Genomic DNA, 19,672 nt, shown 5'->3' on the forward strand with positions numbered 1-19,672 from the left:
CGATCAGCCCTTCGGCTTGAACTTTACCGAAATCGGCGTTCCGGTGAAGTCGAACGTCGACCGCAGGCGGTTCTCGACGTACCTCCGAAACGAGTCGTCGACAAGCTTGGGGTTGTTTGCGAAGAACGTGAATCCGGGCGGAGAGGTCCGCGTCTGCGTGACGTAGTGCATACGCAAGGTCGCAGATCCTTTGCTCACGGTGTGTCCGAAATCACGCATCTCGGTGAGCAGTCTGTTAAGCGCATTCGTTGTGATCTCCCTGGTGTAGGAGTCCCACACACGATCAATGGTGTGATAGATCTTGTGGACCTTTGCGCCAGTGAGGGCACTGATCCTCAGGACCGGGGCGAAACTGACGAACCCGAGTTTGTCTTCGATCTGCCATTTGATCTCATCGCGCTCTTCCTGATCGTCGATGAGATCCCATTTGTTGAGCAGGACTACCATTGCTGTACCTCGCTCTTTGGCGAATCGGGCAATCCGCTGGTCGCCATCTGTGACTCCGATCGTCGAATCGACGACGAGAAGCACTACCTGCGCCCTGTCAATGGCGCGCATTGCTCTAACGAAGCCGTAGAACTCGACATCTTCGTCGATCTGGGACTTTCGGCGAATGCCTGCAGTGTCGACCAGGCGGTAACGCTGGTCACCATATTCGACCATGACATCGAGTGCATCCCGCGTAGTGCCAGCGACATCGCTAACGATGGCGCGCTCAACGCCCGCCATACGGTTGAGTAGCGAAGACTTGCCCGCATTGGGCCGTCCGATGATAGCTACATCGATAGCATCAAGGTCTACGTGAGGTGCAGGCTCGGGTAGCTGTTCGACAAGCTCGTCGAGTAGGTCTCCCGTCCCGTGGCCATGGGTGGCTGAGACCGGCCATGGCTGACCCATCCCTAGGTTCCAGAACTCGTGAATCTCGAGAGTCTTATTGGGCGTGTCCATCTTGTTCACTGCGAGGAAGATCGGCTTGTCTACTCGGCGAAGCAGCTTGGATATGGCTTCATCATCAGCGGTTACACCGGCCTTCCCGTCGACAAGGACGATGATGACGTCGGCTTCCTCGGCGGCTATGATAGCCTGCGCGCGGATCGACTCCGAGAAGGGATCGTCCTTTGCGGTCTCGATACCACCGGTGTCGATGAGCATGAACTCACGGCCGTTCCAGTCGGCCCTGTGGTAGGAGCGGTCGCGCGTCACGCCCGATGAAGGGTGCACGATCGCGGTATCGGATTGAACTATGCGATTGACGAATGTCGACTTGCCAACGTTCGGTCGGCCGACAACAGCAACGATAGGTAGTGTCATCGAGGGTTCACCAGTACTTCTTGAGATATAGCCGGTCAGGATCGAACTATCAGGATATCACGGGTGCAGGCCGCTCAAAAGACCGGCGGCGTCGGCGGTCACGATGCGAAGTCGGGCTGGTGGCGCGGCGGAGAGATCTTCGGCGGTCAAATCGTCTAGCGTCAGGCCGTCGGAGTTGAAGATGATATCCGGAACCAGGTAGAGGTCGGCTGGCGAATCCGACTGCGAATCGTCGCGGATAGCTTCTTCGATATCGCGCCCGGCAAGCAGACCCGTGACGCCGACGTTTCCTCCGAAGAAGCAGTTCTCCACCTCGAGGACGCGGACTCGGGAGTGGGAATCGATAGTTGAGAGCGCTTCTCGCACCACACCGGCCGCAAGGGTCCCAGTGACAAGGGTGATCCGCACCTCGGGTGCGAAGGCTCTCAATGCCTCACCCAGGGCTTTGTTGGATGCCGCGATGTCGTCGAGGAAGTATCTAGCGATGCCGATGCCGTTCTCGTACTGCGGGAATCCGTCGTAACGGGTGGCGTCTGGCAGGGGCTGGCCGGCGTTGATGTAGAACTCATCGGCGAGGTAGATCCAATCGATACCTATCTCCGAGCGCATCCTAACTTGCCAGGGTCGCACCTGCTCGATAACGGAGAGGGCCGCCGAGGGATCCTCCCACGATGATCCGAAGCGGGACTGATGGCTGGTGTAGCCTAAGGGGACTATCCCAACCGAGAGGATGTTGTTGCGTTCCGCGAGCCATGTAAGGGTTTCTTCGAGGACGCCGTCGTCGTTGACCTGTGGCGTGAGCACGATTTGTATATGGGCCTCGATACCAGCCTCCGTGAGCGTGAGCAGGCTCACGATCGCGTTGTCCAGCGCGCATCCGATCAGCCGGGAGCGGACCTTCTGGTTGACGGCGTGAAGGGAAATGTAGAGGGGCGAGAGCCTTTGTTCGATGATCCGGGAGAGATCGGACTCGCTAAGATTGGTCAGCGAAATGAAGTTGCCGTCCAGAAACGAGAGGCGGAAGTCATCATCGCGCACGTAAAGCGTCTTGCGCAGGCCTGGCGGTAGCTGAGCCACAAAGCAGAACTCACACTTGTTGCGGCAACTGCGGATCCCGTCGAAGAGCCGGTCCTCGAAGTGGATTCCCCAACCAACGCCGAAATCCCGGGTCAACTCAATGGTGCGAGCGGTCCCTTCGGCGGTCAGGATAGAAAGCGTGATGTGGTCGTCGGCGGAGTACCACTGCCAGTCGATGACGTCGGCTATGGGGTTTTCGTCTACGGCAACTACCGTGTCTCCAGCGACGATCCCCTGCCGGTGTGCTGGGGATCCGGGCTCAACGAACTTGATCACATCGATGTTCCGATCGCCTCGATCGCTGCGATGACCTCGCGCATCTGCTTGTCGGGCGTCGAGGCACCGGCGGTGACGCCAACTATCGTGGCTCCGGTGAACCAGGATTCGTCGACCTCGTCTGCGGTCTCAACCTGCCAGGTTCGAGGATTCACGGCTTTACTGACCTCGGTGAGGCGGGCTGTGTTGCCGGAGTTGTACCCCCCGACCACGATCACCACATCGACGTCTGCTGCGAGCTTCTCGGCGGAACGCTGGCGCTTGGCGGTGGCGGAGCAGATCGTGTTGAAGACACGGATCTCGCGCGAACGGGGCACGAGTGCGTCGACGACTGCGGTAAGGCTCTTGTGGGATTGGGTGGTTTGGACGACCACGCCGACCTTGCCTGCGGGAATGTGTGACGGCAGTTCGGCTTCGCTCTGGAGCACGAGGGCTTCTCCGCCTGCGTGGGCCATGATGCCTTCGACCTCGGGATGATCGGCCTCGCCGACGATGACGACGTGGTAGCCTTCATCACGCAGCACACTTGCGGCCTGATGCACCTTGCTCACGTGCGGACAGGTCGCGTCGATGACAGTGAGCCCCTTGGCCCGGGCGGAGTCGATTATTGCAGGGTCGACACCGTGCGAGCGGATGATTAGCACGCCCTCGCCGACCTCATCGAGCGACTCCGCTGCGACTATTCCCGCCTCGCGCAACTCGCTCACGGCCTGAGGGTTGTGGATCAGCGGACCGAGTGTGTGGACTGCAGTGCTTGCGCAGGCGGCCTCCTCGGCGAGTTTGAGTGCGCGCTCGACTCCATAGCAGACCCCGGCGTGCCGAGCGACCCGGACCTTCATCTCGCACTCCCCTCTTCAAGCTTGCCTTCGCGCACCTTGGCGACTTGGGATTCGATGCCTTTCATGACCGCCGAGGTGATCATCGCCATCTGTTCCTTCCGCGAGCCTTCGGTGAAATCCGCGGGTTCGATGGGCGGGCCGAAAGCGATGGTGATCTGCGGAAAGCGGATCGTGCGCACTCCGCGCGGGCGGATCTTCTCGGTGCCAACGATGGCGACCGGGACGATAGGAACGCCAGCGCGAAGAGCGATGAAGGCCACTCCCTGCTGTGCGTCGGCGGTTCCAGCGAGGTTTCGAGTGCCTTCGGGGAAGATACCGACCGTGTCGCCACGCTTGAGCAGCGTCTCTGCGATCTGAATCGCCTTACGGTCGGATTTGTCGCGGTCGACGGGGAACGCCCACAGCCTGGAAAGCCCCCAAGCGAGAACGGGATTCTTCCATAGAGTCGACTTAGCCATGAAGTGCACCGGACGCGATGCAGAAGCCCAGAGGATCATGGGGTCCGCATAAGAGATGTGGTTCCCCGCGAAGATGACCGGCCCCTCGGGAACGTTGTGAGTGCCGAACAGCTTGGTCTTGAAGAGACGGCGGAATGGCGCGGCGAGGTACTTGCGAGCAAACACTGCGAGGGTGAAATCGTCCGTGGGCATGAGGGGGTCTGGTGCGCTCATGATCGACTCCGGACCAGATCGACCACGCGATCGATCACCTGATCGATCGTGAGATCCGAGGTGTCGATGATCTCTGCGTCGGCGGCTGCTGCCAGTGGGCCCACTGCGCGGGTGCGGTCGGCCTCGTCTCGGCGGTCGATCATCTCGCCCACGGCCGAGGCCTCGATCTTCTCGCCAGTGTGAGCCAGGTCCCGGTGCCTGCGGGCTGCGCGGACTTCGGGTGAGGCAGTCAGGAAGACCTTCACCCCTGCGTCCGGAAAGACCACTGTGCCCACATCGCGACCTTCGGCAACGAGCGAGATCCGCGCACCGATCTCCTGCTGCCGAGAAACCATCGCTTCGCGCACCTGCGGGAGGCGCGCTACCATCGAGACCGCCTGATCGACCATGGGGGTGCGAATGTCGGCGGTAACGTCAACGCCGTCAAGCAGCACCTGCGGGGGTTGGGCCGATTGCCGGGTACCAGAAGCGGAATCGAGGACTCGAAGATCGATCTTGGCCGAGCGAGCGATCTCGCCAACAAGCGCGTCATCAGCGAGATCGACCTGTGCCCTCAGCGCCTTCAGCGCGACACTGCGATACATAGCACCAGTGTCGAGATGATGGATGCCGAGGCGCTCGGCCACAGCTTTGGCGACAGTGGACTTGCCTGAGCCGGCGGGTCCATCGATGGCGACTATCACTGCAATCCCTTCGGTCGAAATCGGGAGATATCGGCTGCTCTCACCATGCACCCAGCGAACGCATGTCATCGGCGAAATCAGGGTACGAGACGTCAACGGCCTCGAAGCGATCGATCGTGACCTGGGACGAAGCCGCGAGTCCCGCGACAGCCCACGCCATCGCGAGGCGATGGTCTCCTAGAGAGTCGAGATGAGCGCCTGCGAAGATCGCCGAGGAGCCCTGGGCCGCACTCCCCGCACCAACAACCTCGAGGACATCACCGGTGACTGTGACCTCGGCGCCGAGTTTCGAGAGCCCGTCGCGTACGGCTTCAAGGCGATCGGTCTCCTTGACCCGAAGCTCCCCCACACCCTCGAAGCGTGTGACGCCTGAGGCGCGGGCGGCCAGCACGGCGAGGACCGGAATCTCGTCGACGAGCGAGGGTACCTCGGTAGCGAAAACCGTCGTAGCCTGCAGCGAATCGGTGTACTCGGCGGCGATCTCGCCGATGGGCTCTGCGGTGTCCGGGTCGCCCGTGGGAGTGATCGTGATGCGGGCGCCCATGCGCTCGAGGACCCGCAGGAAGCCCGTGCGTGTGGGGTTGAGTCCGACATCGGAAAGCCGGATGCTGCTACCGGGGACCAGCATCGCTGCCACGACCGGAAACGCCGCGGAGGAAGGGTCAGCGGGCACGACGACGTCAGCCGCGGTAAGCCGCCCGGGGCCTTCGACCGAAGCCTCGAAGGTCGCTGTGTCGCGATCCACCGCGATGCCGAACGCCGCAAGCAGCCGCTCGGTGTGATCGCGGCTGGGCGCGGGCTCGCTGACGGCGGTGCGCCCGGAGGCGCGGAGTCCTGCGAGGAGCACGGCGCTCTTGACCTGCGCGCTTGCCACAGGACTCGCGTAGCGGATCGGCGCCAGAGTGCCGCCCTCGACGGTGACGGGTAGTCTGCCTTCACGGGTTGTGAATCGCGCCCCCATCGAGGTGAGCGGATCGGTCACCCGCAGCATCGGCCTTGCCGAGAGGGACTCATCCCCCACAAGCGTCACCGATAGCGGCCAGCCAGCGAGTACGCCCATCAGCAGCCGCGCAGTAGTCCCGCTATTCCCGCAGTCGATCGTCGCGCTCGAGGGTCGCGGACCGTCATCTCCCCAGCCGGTGATCCGCATAGCGAGGCCGTCCTCGGCTGGCGGCAGCATCTCGACCTTGGCGCCCAAAGAGGCGACGGCCCCGATAGTCGCACGCACGTCGGCGCTATCGAGCACGCCGGTCAGGCGCGATGTCCCGGAAGCCATCGCCGCGAACAGCACCGCTCTGTGCGAAAGCGACTTGTCGCTCGGGACCCTGAGGTGCCCACGCAGCGGCTCACCATTTCCGTTGACTGCAAATCGCATCAAGTCCTCACTTCCCCGACTCGATCGGTCGGGCGGTCGGGGCGTATCCTTCGGCGGACAAGTCAGCGATCAGGCGCTCGAGGTCGCCCTCATCGGTGATCACCAGCACAAGCAGCGCCGAATCCTCGGAGAGGTGGTCGATCTCTATCGCCTCGATGTTGCAACCCGCGCGCCACACCGCCGAGGTCACCTCGAAGATCACACCTGGGCGATCGGCCATCGGGATGATGATCTCTGTGAGCTTTACGGACGCTGGGACCCACTGGGTAGGCAGCGCACGCCTGATATCGGCGGCTTGCGCGAGCCACTGCATGATCCCCTCGCTGTCCTGTCGGGCGAGTTTGTCCGCGAAGTCGCCCAAGACGCTTCGCAGCTCCTCGATGGCCTCGGTGATGGCCTCGCGGTTGTCCAGGCAGATGCCCGTCCACAGCTCTGGGCTGCCTGCGGCGATGCGGGTGGTGTCCTTGAAGCCGCCAGCGGCCAGACGAAGCATGTCGTCGCCCTGGCCGGCATGGCCTTTCGCCAGGTTCACCAACGCCGAGGCGGTCACATGCGGCACATGCGAGATGATGGCCACGGCCTCGTCGTGCTCCTTCGCGTCGACCGAGATGACCCGCGCACCCAGGCGTGTCAGGAAGGCATGCAGCTTGCGATACGCCTCAGGACTTGTCTCCCGGGTCGGCGTCAGCACATAGTAGGCACCCTTGAAAAGATCGCTCCGAGCACCTTTGACGCCGGATACCTCTGACCCCGCCATCGGGTGCCCACCCACGAACCCCGCAGGAAACGCCAGGTGCTTCTCGGCAGCGGAAAGGACGGGGCGCTTTGTGGACGCAACGTCGGTGACGGTGCCCTCGAAACCGGATGCGCCGAGGAAAGCGAACCACTCGTCAGCGCACGATGCCGGCGTTGCAAGGATCACGAGGTCGCAAGCGCCCTGCGCCAGTCCGCCGGCGCCGAGCCACTCGCGCACCCGGGCGTCACACGGGGTCACGCCGTCGTCGAGATAGCCGGCGGCGATCGCATGAGCCAGCGCTTCGGAATCCCTATCGATCCCAAAGATCGTGATCGCCGGGTCTACGCTCTTGGCAGTCGCAGCCAACGACCCGCCGATCAGGCCCACTCCAATGATGCATATCCTTTGGAACTCCATCAGCCTCGATCCTCTAATCATCCGTAAAGTCTGGCATATGCTCGCTCGAAAGCCGTGATAGCGAACGCAGTCTCCTCAGGGTCGCCCACCGTCACACGCAGTGCGGGACTGGCGCCGAAATCCCGCACGATGACCCCTTCGGCGAGTAAGGCTTCGAACAAGCGCTGCGGCTCGTCGGTCTTCACGTACACGAAATTCGCATGGCTCGCGGCGTACTCCAGTCCGATCTGGTCGAATGCCTCACACATCCGATCCCGCGACTCGATGTTCTCGGCGCGCCGCCGCTCGATCTCATCGTGCTCCGGAATCGAGTAGTAGGCAGCGGCCTGAGCCAGCGCGCTCGTGTTGAAGGGCTCGCGCAGGCGTTCGATCGCATGTCTGATCGGCTCGGGAACCACACCGTAACCGATCCTCAGGCTTGCCAGCGAGTAGATCTTCGAGAACGTGCGCATCACGCAAAGCGCAGGCGCCGAATCGAAGTACCGCAGCGCATCGGGATAGTGCTCATCGGCAACGAACTCGAAGTACGCCTCATCGACGACGAGCAACACATGCTCGGGTAACCTGCCGAGGAACCGCTCGAAGGCGATGCGGTGGTAGATGGTGCCGGTCGGGTTGTTGGGATTGCACAGGAACACAAGGCGGGTGCGCTCCGTGATCGCATCGGCCATCGCCTCGAGGTCGTGGGTGTCGTCGGCCTTCAGCGGGATGGGAACAGCCGTCGCGCCGAACATCTGCGTGACAATCGGGTACACCACGAAGCTTGGCCAGGCGAACACGCACTCATCGCCGGGCCTGAGTACGGCTTGGGCGATGAGCCGAATGAGCTCGTTGGAACCGGCTCCGACCACGACGTTGTCCCGGGGGACATCCAGCCATCGCGAGATGCGGCCTCTAAGGGCTCTGGCCGAACCATCCGGGTATCGGTTGGCATGCAGCGCCATGGCCTCGATCGCGCGAACCGCCTCAAGCACGGGCCCGGCCGAGAACTCGTTGCTCGACAGCTTCACGATACGCGCAGCGCCGGTCTTCTCCTTGACCTCCGATGCACGCAGTCCCGGCGTGTAAGGAGTCAGCGCATCCAACTCGCTGCGTATCAGTCTGCCGAAATCCACCGTTACCCTCCGATCCTCATCATCCGGCCCCGTCACCAAGCAAGCCAGATTGCAGCGAAGACCAGAGCGATAACCTCAGTGATAAGCACGCTCGCCCACATGACGTCACCCGTCACGCCCTTGAACTTCTCGGCGAGTTGATGCGGGATACTCAGGGCGACGAAGGCAGCGAACGCAAGCCAGATAAGCCCGGTGCGGTCGTAGAAGTGGAACATTCCAGCGGCGACAAGCACCAGCGCAGAAGCAGCGATGATGATTGTGAGTGGCTTAGGCTGGCCGATCATCCCTGCGTGGAGGCCGTCAGGTGTCGCGGAGCTGCCAAACCATGCGCCGAAAGTCGCCGATAGCCTCCCAAGCACGGGCACTGCGATCAGAAGCCAGATCTCATTGTCGCTGCCCAGGACAACGGTGGTCGCAGCGATGTAGAGGAAGGTGGCGAGCGCAACAGCGGCGGCCCCTACGTATGTGATCGACTCGGTCTCGAGTAACGCCAAACGCTCGCGCGGGGTCTTCCCCTTGAACACAGCGTGCATCAGACGGGCGAAGCTCTCGAAGTGCACCAAGCGGGAGAGAAGTCCCTGGATGCCCACGACGAGCATGGCAAAGAGCACCGCCGCCCGCGCGATGATCTCCCCCTGCCCTCCGTCGGCGTTGAGCGCAGCCACGACAGCAAGCGGTAGGACCGTGACGGCGCCCAGCGCCAGTCCGACCCAGGGGAACCACCCTGTGGCGCCAGATCGATCCACCGGATCACGAGTATCCGGCGCAACAGTCAACAGAGCCAAAGCTCTTCGCGCATCCTTGATCATGGCAGTGCTGACTCCTTCTCGGCATCCATCAGCTCACGCAAACCCTGGACCTCCGTCTCGGTGAGGTGGCGCCATGCGCCCTCCTGCAGCCCGTCGACCCTGAGCGGCCCGAAGGCGGCCCGGTGGAGTCCAGCGACCCCATTGCCAACGCGAGTGAACATCCGGCGGACCTGTCTCTTGCGACCTTCGGTGATCACAAGCTCGACCCGTGGGATGCCAGTATAGCCGGAAACGCGCCTGGCGGTCGCTGGCAATGTGAGCGTGTCATCGAGCATCACACCTGCCGAAAGGGCCTCAAGCTGCTCGTCGGTGACCGGTCGGTCGGGCTCGACGAGGTAGACCTTGCTCACGTGGAAACTTGGATGCAGCAGCCTGTAGCCCATGGCACCATCGGTGGTGAACAGCAACAGTCCTGTGGTATCCATGTCCAGCCGCCCCACCGGAAAGAGTCCCGGGATGTCATCGGGAACAAGCTCAGCCACGGTTGGCCTGCCGAAGGGATCCCCCATCGAGGTGATGTACCCGACTGGCTTATTCAGCATCAGGTATACGGGTTCACCGCCAGGATCGATGAGTCGGTCGTCAACAGTAACGACATCCGCCGAAGGATCGACCTTGGTACCCAGACAGGTGACCACGACCCCGTTGACCTTGACTCGACCTGCAGTCATCAGGTTCTCGCTACCCCTACGTGAGGCTACGCCGCTGCGCGCAAGGAACTTCTGCAAACGCATCGACACCATCAGGGCTGTCCGTCGACGTCCGTAAGGATCGAGCCGTCGAGTGCCCCTAGGCGTTCCCGCAGCGCATTCTCGGTGGCGGGATCCGGTGCGAACTCCTCCAGCGGAGGCAACTGCGAGAGGTCTTTCAACCCGAAATGCTCGAGAAAGGCCGGGGTGGTGCCGTAGAGGATCGCGTTACCGTGGTCCTTGTCGCGACCCATCTCGGTAACGAGGCCCTTCTCGATCAAGGACCCTATGACGCCATCGGAGTTGACGCCTCGGACAGCGCTGATCCGCGCTCTTGTGGCCGGCTGGTGATAGGCGATGACCGCAAGTGCCTCCAGAGCGGCTTGGGTGACGCGCCGGGTGTCCCAACTGAGCACGAACTTCTCGACATACTCATGGAATGCAGGGTGGGTGCACATCCGCCAGCCGCCAGCGACCTCTCGAAGCTGGAAACCGCGCTCTGAGTCGGCGTACTCTAAAGCCAGCGCCTGGATACATGCCAGAGCCTCGGCATCAGTGATCTCTAGAACTTTGGCGATCTTGGCAGCGGTGACCGGCTCGTTGCTTACGAAAAGCAGTGACTCGATCGCGCCTGTGAGCTGGCGGGTATCGTCGGTGGTCATTCTTCCTCCTCGATATCGATCGGGGTCATTGCTGCGTCAGCGTCCAGGAGCTGGATGAGGATGTCGCCGAACACCTCATCCTGTTGCACGGAAGCTATCCCCCGCTTGTAGAACTCAAGGACCGCCAGCAGGGTGACTACGACGACCTCGGGTGAACCGTTCGATTCCTCAACGAGCTGCTGGAACCTCAAGCGTTTCGTGTCGATCAGCCGTTTGGCGAGGGCTCGGCAGCGTGACTCCAGGGACAAAGGCATGCTCGCAACGTGATCCGCGGCGAGGATGAAGGCTTCTCGGCGATATACGAGTTCAGCACAGGTCACCGCGAGGTTATGAAGCGTGACCTCCGCCAGGAAATCGGGCAGTAGTCGCGAGAATGGCTCCTCCAGCGGAGCGTGGCGCCTGTGGGTGCGCATCTCGGATTCATGTCGCGCCATGAGCTCCAGCGCCACATTCTTGAATTGCATGTACTTGAGCAAGCGTGTGACCAGCAGATTCTTGGCTTCCTCTGGCGACAGGTCGTCATATTCGTCGCCGACGAGCATCGGAGCATCCTTCGGGAGAAGCGAGGCGACCTTGATCTCGAGCAGAGTGGCGGCCACCAGCAGGAAGTCACTGGCGACATCGAGGTCGAGCTCCTTCATCCGCTCAACGTGTTCCAGATACTGATCCGTGATCGCAACGACCGAGATCGAGTTGATGTCCAGCCGCTGGCGGGAAACCAGGTGCAGCAGCAAATCGAAGGGTCCTTCGAAGCCAGATGTCCGTACTTTATACGTCACAATCCGCGTCGCTTCCGAACTCAGCCATCGATCGACAGATGCCGGCGACAGGTGGCGAGCACTTCCTCAGCGACGGGTATGACTTTCTTGGCACCGGCACGAAGGACCTCCTCGGCATAACCCGGCGTCGAAGCGATCTTGGCACGCCTGGCCTGGAAATCGGCTAGATACTCTGTGAGGTCATTGGCGAACTCGTTCTTGTGGGCCACGCATCCACAGGTAGCGTTGCGGCAGCAATCCTCCCAGGATTCGATCCGGCTGGGATCGCCGATCAACTTGTGGACCTGGTGCAGCGGACAGAGTTCGGGGTCCCCGGGGTCGGTTTTGAGCTTGCGGGCAGGGTCGGTCATCATCGACTTGACCTTGGTGCGGATTTCATCGGGCGTATCGGAGATGAAGATCGCGTTCTGGTAGGACTTGGACATCTTGCGGCCGTCGAGCCCAGGGACCCTCGCTCCGTGCTTTGCGATCACAGCCTGAGGCTCGCGGAGGTATTCGCCGTATGTCGAGTTGAAACGCCTGACGATCTCGCGCGTCAGCTCAAGGTGAGGTAGTTGGTCCTCACCGACCGGCACCACGTCGGATAGAACTAGGGCGATGTCTGCAGCCTGCAGTAGCGGGTAGAGGAAGAATCCCGCGTTACCCAGGTCCTTGTCGGTGACTTGCGCGCGCTGCTCTTTGTAGCTGGGCACCCTTTCGAGCCAACCCATCGGGGTAACCATCGAGAAGTACATCGCGAGCTCAGCGACCTGAGGAACGTCGGACTGGCGATAGATCGTGCACTTGTCGGGATCGAGTCCCGCAGCACACCAGTCGATCACCATCTCTTCTGTGAAGAGGCGGATCTGCGAGGGATCGGCCCAATCGCTTGTGAGCGCATGCCAATCAGCCACGAAGTAGAATGCGTCGTACTCATGCTGGATCTCCAACATGTTTTGCAGGTTCCCGAACCAGTGTCCGAGGTGCATCCGTCCCGTCGGCCTGTATCCTGTGAGTGCTCGCTTCTTCATCTAGTCGTCGAATCTCCTTGTTGTCTTGTTCTGCCGAGGATCCTCAGCCTGTCGTTGAATGTATATGATGTCGCGGGCGTCAGCCGATGCCAGCAAACAGGCTGATCAAGGGCGAGACGGTAAGATCGAAATACCAGCTTAGCGGATTGAATCCTAGCACCGAAGGTAGCAGCCAAACGGCAGCGATCAAGATGACGAAGCCATACTGCTCAAGCTGGTCGTAGATGCGCATACCGCGGTTGCTCAAAAACAGGGGCCAGACCCTCGAACCGTCGAGGGGCGGAAACGGTATCAGGTTGAAGAACATCAAGACCAGGTTGATCACTGCGAATCTTAGCAGTATGTATCCAACGATTGCGGTGACAATACTCTCAGGAAAGACTCCGGTCGCACGAAAAGCTAGGCCGGCCACTAGAGCAAGTAACAGGTTCGTCGAGGGGCCTGCGATGGCCGTCAAGAACATGCCCATTCGTTGGTTCTTGAACGCCGCGGTGTTTATCGGCACAGGTTTGGCGTAACCGAAAGCCATCTGTCCGCCGCTTCCTACTAGCAGGATCAAAGGGAGCAGGAAAGTTCCAAAAGGGTCGACATGACGTACTGGGTTCAGGGAAAGTCTTCCGAGGTTCTTGGCTGTGCTGTCGCCGAGCAGATACGCGACGTATCCGTGAGCCACCTCGTGCAAGACGATGGCTGGTATGATCAGTGCCACACCGATCGCAATATTCAAGATCGTATCTACCGTCATTCAAGCTCCCTAGCCGCGGCGGTGCCGCGATGGCGTTTTGCGATCAGACGCTCCAGGTTAGCCAACTCCTGATCCCGGCCGGCAACGTGCCCATCGAGGCGCATGTCGAATGCCTCGGCAAGTATAGCCGAGTATTGCGGGCCTGGGGAAAGCCCAAGTGCGGTGAGGTCATCTCCTGTGATAGACGGTTTGATCCGGGCAAGATCGATCAGATAGTGCTCGATGCGCTCGCGCACCCGGACATCCCCTGCTCCCCACAATACGACCAACGCTGGGTCCGGGACGCTCTTCAGTAGTCTGAACAGTCGACTATTCCGCATCTTCCGCCCATCGCGCAGCTTGAGGAGCAGCTCGGGGGTTCTCTCGGCAGCCACTAAGGCGCCTTCGGAATACTCCCTGCCGAAACGCATGTGCTTGAGCCACCGTTCAGCGGGTTGTCTCCCAGCGGCTGCCACCATAGCTGCGATGAGCACCAGACGCCTGCGTGGGGTTCGGGAGAACAACGGAGCTATGCGGTCATAAGCGTCGCTGGACGACCTGATCGATTCGATGACCATTTGAGGCTTCGCACCGGGGCGTATCACGGTCTGCAGCACGCCGATGTCTGCGAGACGCCCAAAGATGGACGCCGGATCCTCCTCGTCGATGATGTCGAGCAGCTCCTCGCGTATCCTGGCACCAGAGACTTCATCGAGCAGCTGCATTGCGATGGCTCGGCGAGCCAGGTCTTCACTCATCGGATCGAGGCGGAAGTCGTACCGCTCCTCGAATCGGGCGGCACGCATGACTCGTGTTGGATCCTCGATGAACGAGAGGGTATGTAAGACCCTGAGGCTCTTGCGCTCCAGGTCCTTCAATCCACCGAACGGGTCTGCGATCTGGCCGAACGAGTCCGGGTTCACACACACAGCCATCGCGTTGATCGAGAAATCCCGCCTGAACAGGTCTTGCCGAAGCGAAGACCTCTCAACTGTCGGAAGCGCGCCTGGACGGGCATAATATTCGGTCCTGGCGCTTGTTATGTCGATGTGCAGGCTCTTGGAAACAACCAAGATCGCGGTTCCAAAGCGCCTGTGGATTTTCACGCGCCCACCCAAGCGGTGCGCAGCAGCTTGCGCGAAAGCGATCGCATCTCCTTCTACAACCACATCGATATCAAGATTGCGAGTCCCGAGAAGCATGTCCCTGACGAAACCACCGACCACGTAGGCCCTGATGCCGTTCTCGTCGGCGAGTTCTCCGATGCGCTTGGTGAAATCAGCGACCTCAGTTGGGAGCAACAAGTTGAAGGACTCGAAGAACCTCTCCATCGACTTCTCTCGGATTCCGGGGGATTTCCTGTCAAGATACTGTTCGCCGTGCAACCCTCTCAACAGATCCTTCCGTGTAACGATGCCGATGAGCTCGTCGTCAAGAACCACCGGCACCCTACCGATTCCCGCGGTGGCCAGGTAGCGTTGCAGGATTAGAATCGGTGCGTCCGGCGGGACGGTGATGACATCGCGAGCCATGAAGCCCTTCACTGGTGCGTGGTCCAGCGCGTGGCGATGGGCCTTGTCGAAATCCTTTCGGGTGACCAGCCCCACCAGCTTGTTGTTCTGAACCACCGGCAAGCCACCATGACCCCAGGTCGACATCATCGAACCGGCCGTGGCCATCGAATCTTGCGGACTGATGACGCGGACCGGCGCTGTCATGATGTCGGAGGCCACTATCGGGGGCTTCACCTCGGCTGCCAAGGCTTCTTCGACCAGCTTCAAGACCGCTTCCTTCGGCGATTTACGCAGTGCTGCCGAGGCAGCTTGAGGATGACCACCCCCGCCTAAGCGAGACATGACGGCGCCTACATCGAGCTCTGGGATACGCGAACGAGCAACAAGCTGGATGCGCTCCCCCATCTCGATGATAGCGATGACGGCTCGATGCCCGAGATCTTCGATTATGTGATGCGTCAGTATGCTGGCACTGTCTACGTAGCCGTCGGCGGTAGCCCATCCGACGAATATGCGTTGGCCGTTGATATGCAAGAGTTGCGATGATGCAAGCAACTCGTCAAGGAGAACTCTCTGTCGATCATCGAGGCTTCGGGCCAAGAACTGGTCGACTACCTCAAGATCGGCACCCGCTTCCATCATGAAAGTGACGGCTTGTGAGTCGAACGGCGTGGCGCCCGGATACGTGAGCGAACCGGTGTCCTCATGGATGCCAAGGAGCATCAGGCTCGACTCAAGGGGCGTAAGACTCACGCCACGTGTATGCAGCTCGTGCACGAGGATCGAGGTGGTCGCGCCCACATCCATCGAGCGATCCTCGGCAGCGGCGATGTCATCCTCGGATGCGGGATGATGGTCGTAGACGATGACCTCGACGCCTGGACGCCGAGCAACCTCACCCAGCTCACCGATCCTATCGGGATCGCGGGTGTCCACCATGTAGAGGCGCGTGACCGCCGAGAGATCCAGACTTTTGAGGTCCACGATCTTCAAGAAGTCCTGGTGGAGGTTGTGGAAGGCCCGAACATTGGGATTCTGCGTGCCGAGGAACACGCCAACGGTGCCCGGAAAAAGCTTGGTGACCGCAACCATGGCGGCATAGGAGTCGAAATCGGGGTTGGCGTGCCCGGTGACGATCTGCACAATGCTCCCTCCAGTGACGCGATCGAGTGTTCAGCCAAGCACTTCTTGCAGGAACGATGTCCCGGGCAAAGTGTTCGTCACCTGATGATAGTCGAGTATCGTCTTCCCGACATCACTGAAGCTCGACCTTGTCCCTAGGGATGCGCCTAGATCGAGGCCTTTGGCATGTGCGAGCAAGGGGACGTACTCGCGTGTGTGATCGGTTGATTCCGTGGTCGGGTCACACCCGTGGTCAGCGGTGATGATCAAGAGATCGTTGGCGCGCAATGCCCCGATGACCTGCGCAAGGCCAAAATCGAACCGCTCGAGAGCATTGGCGAAGCCGTGAGCATCCCTGCGGTGTCCGAAGTGCATGTCGAAATCAACAAGATTCACGAAGATGAATCCCCTCCTGCCCTCTTCGATGAGTGCAGTGGTCTTAGCTAGAGCGTCGGAGTTGTCTGTCGCAGGGATCGACTCGGCGATTCCTTGGTAGCTGAACATCTCGGCGATCTTCCCGATCCCCGTGCAGTGGATACCACTCTCGGCCAACGCATCAAGCGCTGTGGGACCCGATGGCGGAAGCGAGAGATCCTTTCGGCCGGACGTTCGGAAGTACGAACCTGAGGAATCTGGACCCGCAAACGGCCTGGCGATCACGCGTGCGACCGCATGGGGGCCGACGCAAACACGGTCTCTGACGAGGGCACACAGCTCATATAGTGCGCGCGGGTCGAGGACCCTCTCATGCGCAGCGATCTGAAAGACCGAATCCGCACTGGTATAGACGATCGGAGCGCCTGTGGACACGTGTTCGTCTCCGAGCTCCTCGATGATTTGTGTTCCACTTGCCGGCTTTCCACCTAGCCATTGAAGCCCTGTCTCCCGAGTGAAGGATTCGAGGAGGTCCGAAGGGAATCCCTCGGGATACGTTGGGAATGGCGAGCTCGATACCAGGCCCATCATCTCCCAGTGCCCGGTGATGGTGTCCTTCCCCACGCTTGCCTCGGCGCATCTACCCCAGGATGCGGTTGGATCTTGGACCGAGTCGACCCCGTCGATCCTGGCGATGTTACCCAAACCCATTCGCGTCAGGTTGGGTAGGTGAAGGCCTCCGACCGACCTGGCCACATTCACCAGAGTATTTGCGCCTTCATCCCCATAGAGATGCGCATCGGGCAGAGGGCCGATCCCCACGCCGTCGATCACGAGCACAACAGTGAGTCCACTACCAGGCCCCACGTGTCAGAACACCGCCCTATCGATCTCATCGAGAGAGGTGATGCCGTCTCTGACCTTCTGAAGGGCGTTCTGGCGCATCGGGACCATCCCGGACTCAATTGCGAGCTCTCGCAGCCTTTCGGCGGGTGCCCGATCAAGGAATGCAGCGATGATCGCATCGTCGATCTCCATCAACTCGAAGACCCCAATCCGCCCCTTGAATCCGGAGTTTCCACAGTGATCACATCCCTCTGGGCCCCATACAGTGAGATCCCCAAACTCATCAGGAGAAAATCCAGCCGCAAGAAGTCTTGTCTCTGGGACCTTCAACGGGATCTTGCACTCCTGGCAGAGTGCGCGGACCAAACGCTGTGCGATGGCACCGAGTACCGCGGACGAGGTGATGTATTGCGGGACCCCCATGTCAGTCAGGCGTGTCAATGCCGACGGAGCGTCATTGGTGTGAATCGACGAGAACACCAAGTGCCCGGTCAGTGCAGAGCGAATCGCGATCTCGGCAGTCTCCGGGTCGCGAACCTCACCAACCATGACGACGTCGGGGTCGGACCTGAGAACGGTACGCAAACCTGATGCGAACGAAAGCCCAATCCTAGTGTTGACCGCCATCTGGGTGATTCCACTCATCTGATATTCGACTGGATCCTCGATGGTGATGACCTTACGAGTGATATCAGCAATCTCATGGAGACACGCATATAAAGTGGTTGACTTTCCGGAGCCCGTCGGGCCTGAAACAAGAATGGCGCCATACGGGCGGTGGATGAGGCGCACCAGGGAGTCCATCATGCTCTCAGTAAGCCCAAGTTGCTGTACGGAATGGAAGGCAAGCTCCGAGTTGAGTAGGCGCAATGTCAGTGCCTCACCATTGGGCGTGGGAAGGCTTGCGACTCTGATGTCTACGGAACGGTCGTCCACTTTGACCGATATCCTGCCGTCTTGAGGAAGACGCCTCTCAGCGATGTCCATTTCAGCCATGATCTTGATGCGACTCGTGACTCCAGGACGTACGCCGGGAGGAAGCTCCATCACCTTTCGCATCACACCATCCACGCGGTACCGGATCGTGAGCGACCTGAGCTCTGGCTCGAAGTGGATGTCGCTGGCTCCTTCTCGGACGGCCTCCATTATGACTTGATTGACTAGCCGGACAACAGGCACATCATCAGCGGCCTGAAGTTCAATCTCTTCATCAACCTGCTTGGTGCTTTGAACGATGTCCTGAAGGGCATCGGCAGAGACAATGAACTTATCAATCGCATGCCTTACCTGGGAGGCGCTGGCAACTACCGCCCTGACACGATACCCCGTCCTCATTTCGACGTCATCAATCGACTCGATATCGAGGGGGTTGGCCATTGCAAGTATAAGGACCTCTTCGTCGAAGCCGATGGGGATTACCTGTCGCCTCTTAGCCATACGCTCGGGAATCAGCTGACTTGCGGTGCGATCAATGGGATACGTCAACAACGAGACGTACTCGAGATCCTTTTGTCGCGCTAGGGCGTCAGCAATCATGTCCTCGGTTAGAACGAGGGTCCTAACTAGGACTTCGCCTAGTCGGCCGCCTCCCCTGGCCTGCAACGCGAGTGCTTCGGCCAACTGATCGCGTGTGATCACCCCGCTGTCAATCAACAACTCTCCGAGACGATCTCCCTTGAAGTTCAAATCGGCCTCCTGATTTATTTGATCGACCTACGAGTCGATCACACAAGAATGATTACGATGGAACCGTATGTCAAAGCCTGTTGCGACCAAGGCTAAGTATCCACTCACATAAAATGATGATGGCGATCACCGCCACCATGTCCGCGTCGAACACTCCACCAAACGGTGTGATGACAACCGGCAATCCAAGTTCCGGCGTGAGGAGCACCCCCAGATTCGCGATCCAGGCGCCGACTGCGTGGGCCTCCAAAACCCCAAAAAAACGGACAATGGTGGAGGCAGTGAGAAGCACGGCGAGAATCAGGAATGCGTTCATACTCAGTGTGATCAAGGATCGAGGGAGACTTTTCACTGTGGGGATCTCCGATCTCTGACGAAGTCGCTGTGCGAACAGAAGAATATTACATGAGCGGATGTTGGTTCAATCCGGAAATCAATTCGCGAAGTCGAGTCAGCGGATAGCATCCGAAATAGATCGGGCTATCATCTTACGGGCAACCACATCTGCTGGTATCGGATAATCTTCGCATATTTTTGCACGGACCTCTTGAACTCGATCGTTCCGACAATCAGGCAATGCGAGTAGCTCACGACGAAGTTGTTCGACCAGCGCCTTATCCGGGCTATCGCAAAAACAATCGCATGCGTCGCTCGGGTCGCTTGGCCGCCTCTCGGAAATCCGAAGATATTTTATGACCTGAGTGAGCTGTTCGTCTGAGATGATCATGTTTCACTTATCGGCCGATAACGTGACCCTCTTTAGGCGAATTCAAGCACTCGGGGAGATGATTTTCAAAGACGTATCGCCGCTCGCACTGCCCGATGAAAGTGGCGCTTAATTGGGGGAGCCCCAAGGCCGGCACCTTGAGGCTCAGGGGTAAGGGGTTGCGCTCTCGCGCAACACATCGTGAATATTATCTCAAGCTCTTCAAGAACGCAAGTCACTATGGGTCAGT

At 60.1% G+C, this 19,672-nt stretch carries 18 protein-coding genes; all 18 read right to left on the reverse strand.

What is annotated here, in order from left to right; genetic code table 11:
• Window positions 1–3: 3 nt before the first annotated feature.
• The gene (gene der, locus M1617_04905; GenBank protein MCL5887628.1) at window positions 4–1,311 is read right to left on the reverse strand and encodes a ribosome biogenesis GTPase Der; all 1,308 of its coding nucleotides are present in this window, start codon (window positions 1,309–1,311) and stop codon (window positions 4–6) included.
• Between the two features lie 57 nt (window positions 1,312–1,368).
• On the reverse strand, window positions 1,369–2,664 hold the full coding sequence (locus M1617_04910; GenBank protein ID MCL5887629.1) for a DUF512 domain-containing protein: 1,296 nt from the start codon (window positions 2,662–2,664) through the stop codon (window positions 1,369–1,371).
• Window positions 2,661–3,503 carry a 4-hydroxy-3-methylbut-2-enyl diphosphate reductase gene (locus M1617_04915; GenBank protein MCL5887630.1) on the reverse strand — a complete coding sequence of 281 codons (843 nt, stop codon included), beginning with the start codon at window positions 3,501–3,503 and terminating at the stop codon, window positions 2,661–2,663. Before M1617_04915 ends, M1617_04910 begins: the two co-directional genes overlap by 4 nt.
• Window positions 3,500–4,174: a 1-acyl-sn-glycerol-3-phosphate acyltransferase gene (locus tag M1617_04920; GenBank protein MCL5887631.1), complete on the reverse strand. Its 675-nt coding sequence runs from the start codon at window positions 4,172–4,174 to the stop codon at window positions 3,500–3,502. Before M1617_04920 ends, M1617_04915 begins: the two co-directional genes overlap by 4 nt.
• Window positions 4,171–4,857 (reverse strand): (d)CMP kinase, encoded by a 687-nt coding sequence (gene cmk / locus M1617_04925; protein ID MCL5887632.1) that lies wholly within the window; start codon window positions 4,855–4,857, stop codon window positions 4,171–4,173. The genes M1617_04920 and cmk overlap by 4 nt, the downstream gene beginning before the upstream one ends.
• A gap of 40 nt (window positions 4,858–4,897) precedes the next feature.
• A complete protein-coding gene (gene aroA, locus M1617_04930) occupies window positions 4,898–6,232 on the reverse strand; it encodes a 3-phosphoshikimate 1-carboxyvinyltransferase (GenBank protein MCL5887633.1) in 1,335 nt (444 codons plus the stop codon).
• A 7-nt stretch (window positions 6,233–6,239) separates the two neighbouring features.
• Window positions 6,240–7,385 carry a prephenate dehydrogenase/arogenate dehydrogenase family protein gene (locus M1617_04935; GenBank protein ID MCL5887634.1) on the reverse strand — a complete coding sequence of 382 codons (1,146 nt, stop codon included), beginning with the start codon at window positions 7,383–7,385 and terminating at the stop codon, window positions 6,240–6,242.
• Between the two features lie 17 nt (window positions 7,386–7,402).
• Window positions 7,403–8,500 (reverse strand): histidinol-phosphate transaminase, encoded by a 1,098-nt coding sequence (hisC, locus tag M1617_04940; protein ID MCL5887635.1) that lies wholly within the window; start codon window positions 8,498–8,500, stop codon window positions 7,403–7,405.
• A gap of 32 nt (window positions 8,501–8,532) precedes the next feature.
• Complete coding sequence (locus M1617_04945) at window positions 8,533–9,309, reverse strand: adenosylcobinamide-GDP ribazoletransferase (protein ID MCL5887636.1); 777 nt, start codon at window positions 9,307–9,309, stop codon at window positions 8,533–8,535.
• Window positions 9,306–10,043, reverse strand: a complete 738-nt coding sequence (locus M1617_04950) for an rRNA pseudouridine synthase (protein MCL5887637.1) — start codon at window positions 10,041–10,043, stop codon at window positions 9,306–9,308. The genes M1617_04945 and M1617_04950 overlap by 4 nt, the downstream gene beginning before the upstream one ends.
• Window positions 10,044–10,051: 8 nt before the next feature.
• Window positions 10,052–10,660 carry an SMC-Scp complex subunit ScpB gene (gene scpB, locus M1617_04955; protein ID MCL5887638.1) on the reverse strand — a complete coding sequence of 203 codons (609 nt, stop codon included), beginning with the start codon at window positions 10,658–10,660 and terminating at the stop codon, window positions 10,052–10,054.
• Window positions 10,657–11,439 (reverse strand): segregation/condensation protein A, encoded by a 783-nt coding sequence (locus M1617_04960; protein ID MCL5887639.1) that lies wholly within the window; start codon window positions 11,437–11,439, stop codon window positions 10,657–10,659. Before M1617_04960 ends, scpB begins: the two co-directional genes overlap by 4 nt.
• A 20-nt stretch (window positions 11,440–11,459) precedes the next feature.
• Window positions 11,460–12,449 (reverse strand): tryptophan--tRNA ligase, encoded by a 990-nt coding sequence (gene trpS, locus M1617_04965; protein MCL5887640.1) that lies wholly within the window; start codon window positions 12,447–12,449, stop codon window positions 11,460–11,462.
• A gap of 79 nt (window positions 12,450–12,528) precedes the next feature.
• The gene (locus M1617_04970) at window positions 12,529–13,194 is read right to left on the reverse strand and encodes a site-2 protease family protein (protein ID MCL5887641.1); all 666 of its coding nucleotides are present in this window, start codon (window positions 13,192–13,194) and stop codon (window positions 12,529–12,531) included.
• The gene (locus M1617_04975; GenBank protein ID MCL5887642.1) at window positions 13,191–15,830 is read right to left on the reverse strand and encodes a CBS domain-containing protein; all 2,640 of its coding nucleotides are present in this window, start codon (window positions 15,828–15,830) and stop codon (window positions 13,191–13,193) included. The genes M1617_04970 and M1617_04975 overlap by 4 nt, the downstream gene beginning before the upstream one ends.
• 30 nt (window positions 15,831–15,860) lie before the next feature.
• Window positions 15,861–17,051: a phosphopentomutase gene (locus M1617_04980; protein ID MCL5887643.1), complete on the reverse strand. Its 1,191-nt coding sequence runs from the start codon at window positions 17,049–17,051 to the stop codon at window positions 15,861–15,863.
• 3 nt (window positions 17,052–17,054) lie between these two features.
• Window positions 17,055–18,716: a Flp pilus assembly complex ATPase component TadA gene (gene tadA, locus M1617_04985; protein ID MCL5887644.1), complete on the reverse strand. Its 1,662-nt coding sequence runs from the start codon at window positions 18,714–18,716 to the stop codon at window positions 17,055–17,057.
• 70 nt (window positions 18,717–18,786) lie between these two features.
• Complete coding sequence (locus tag M1617_04990; protein ID MCL5887645.1) at window positions 18,787–19,032, reverse strand: hypothetical protein; 246 nt, start codon at window positions 19,030–19,032, stop codon at window positions 18,787–18,789.
• Window positions 19,033–19,672 lie beyond the last annotated feature (640 nt).

This window comes from Actinomycetota bacterium (assembly GCA_023488435.1).
GTDB lineage: Bacteria > Actinomycetota > Coriobacteriia > Anaerosomatales > UBA912 > UBA912.

Bases quoted from the DNA above. Each gene is read 5' to 3' on its own strand.
- M1617_04990 (MCL5887645.1), bottom strand. From the start codon at position 19,032: ATGAACGCATTCCTGATTCTCGCCGTGCTTCTCACTGCCTCCACCATT.
- M1617_04920 (MCL5887631.1), bottom strand. From the start codon at position 4,174: ATGAGCGCACCAGACCCCCTCATGCCCACGGACGATTTCACCCTCGCA.
- M1617_04935 (MCL5887634.1), bottom strand. From the start codon at position 7,385: ATGGAGTTCCAAAGGATATGCATCATTGGAGTGGGCCTGATCGGCGGG.
- scpB (MCL5887638.1), bottom strand. From the start codon at position 10,660: ATGACCACCGACGATACCCGCCAGCTCACAGGCGCGATCGAGTCACTG.
- M1617_04915 (MCL5887630.1), bottom strand. From the start codon at position 3,503: ATGAAGGTCCGGGTCGCTCGGCACGCCGGGGTCTGCTATGGAGTCGAG.
- aroA (MCL5887633.1), bottom strand. From the start codon at position 6,232: ATGCGATTTGCAGTCAACGGAAATGGTGAGCCGCTGCGTGGGCACCTC.
- M1617_04970 (MCL5887641.1), bottom strand. From the start codon at position 13,194: ATGACGGTAGATACGATCTTGAATATTGCGATCGGTGTGGCACTGATC.
- trpS (MCL5887640.1), bottom strand. From the start codon at position 12,449: ATGAAGAAGCGAGCACTCACAGGATACAGGCCGACGGGACGGATGCAC.
- M1617_04950 (MCL5887637.1), bottom strand. From the start codon at position 10,043: ATGCGTTTGCAGAAGTTCCTTGCGCGCAGCGGCGTAGCCTCACGTAGG.
- M1617_04945 (MCL5887636.1), bottom strand. From the start codon at position 9,309: ATGATCAAGGATGCGCGAAGAGCTTTGGCTCTGTTGACTGTTGCGCCG.
- der (MCL5887628.1), bottom strand. From the start codon at position 1,311: ATGACACTACCTATCGTTGCTGTTGTCGGCCGACCGAACGTTGGCAAG.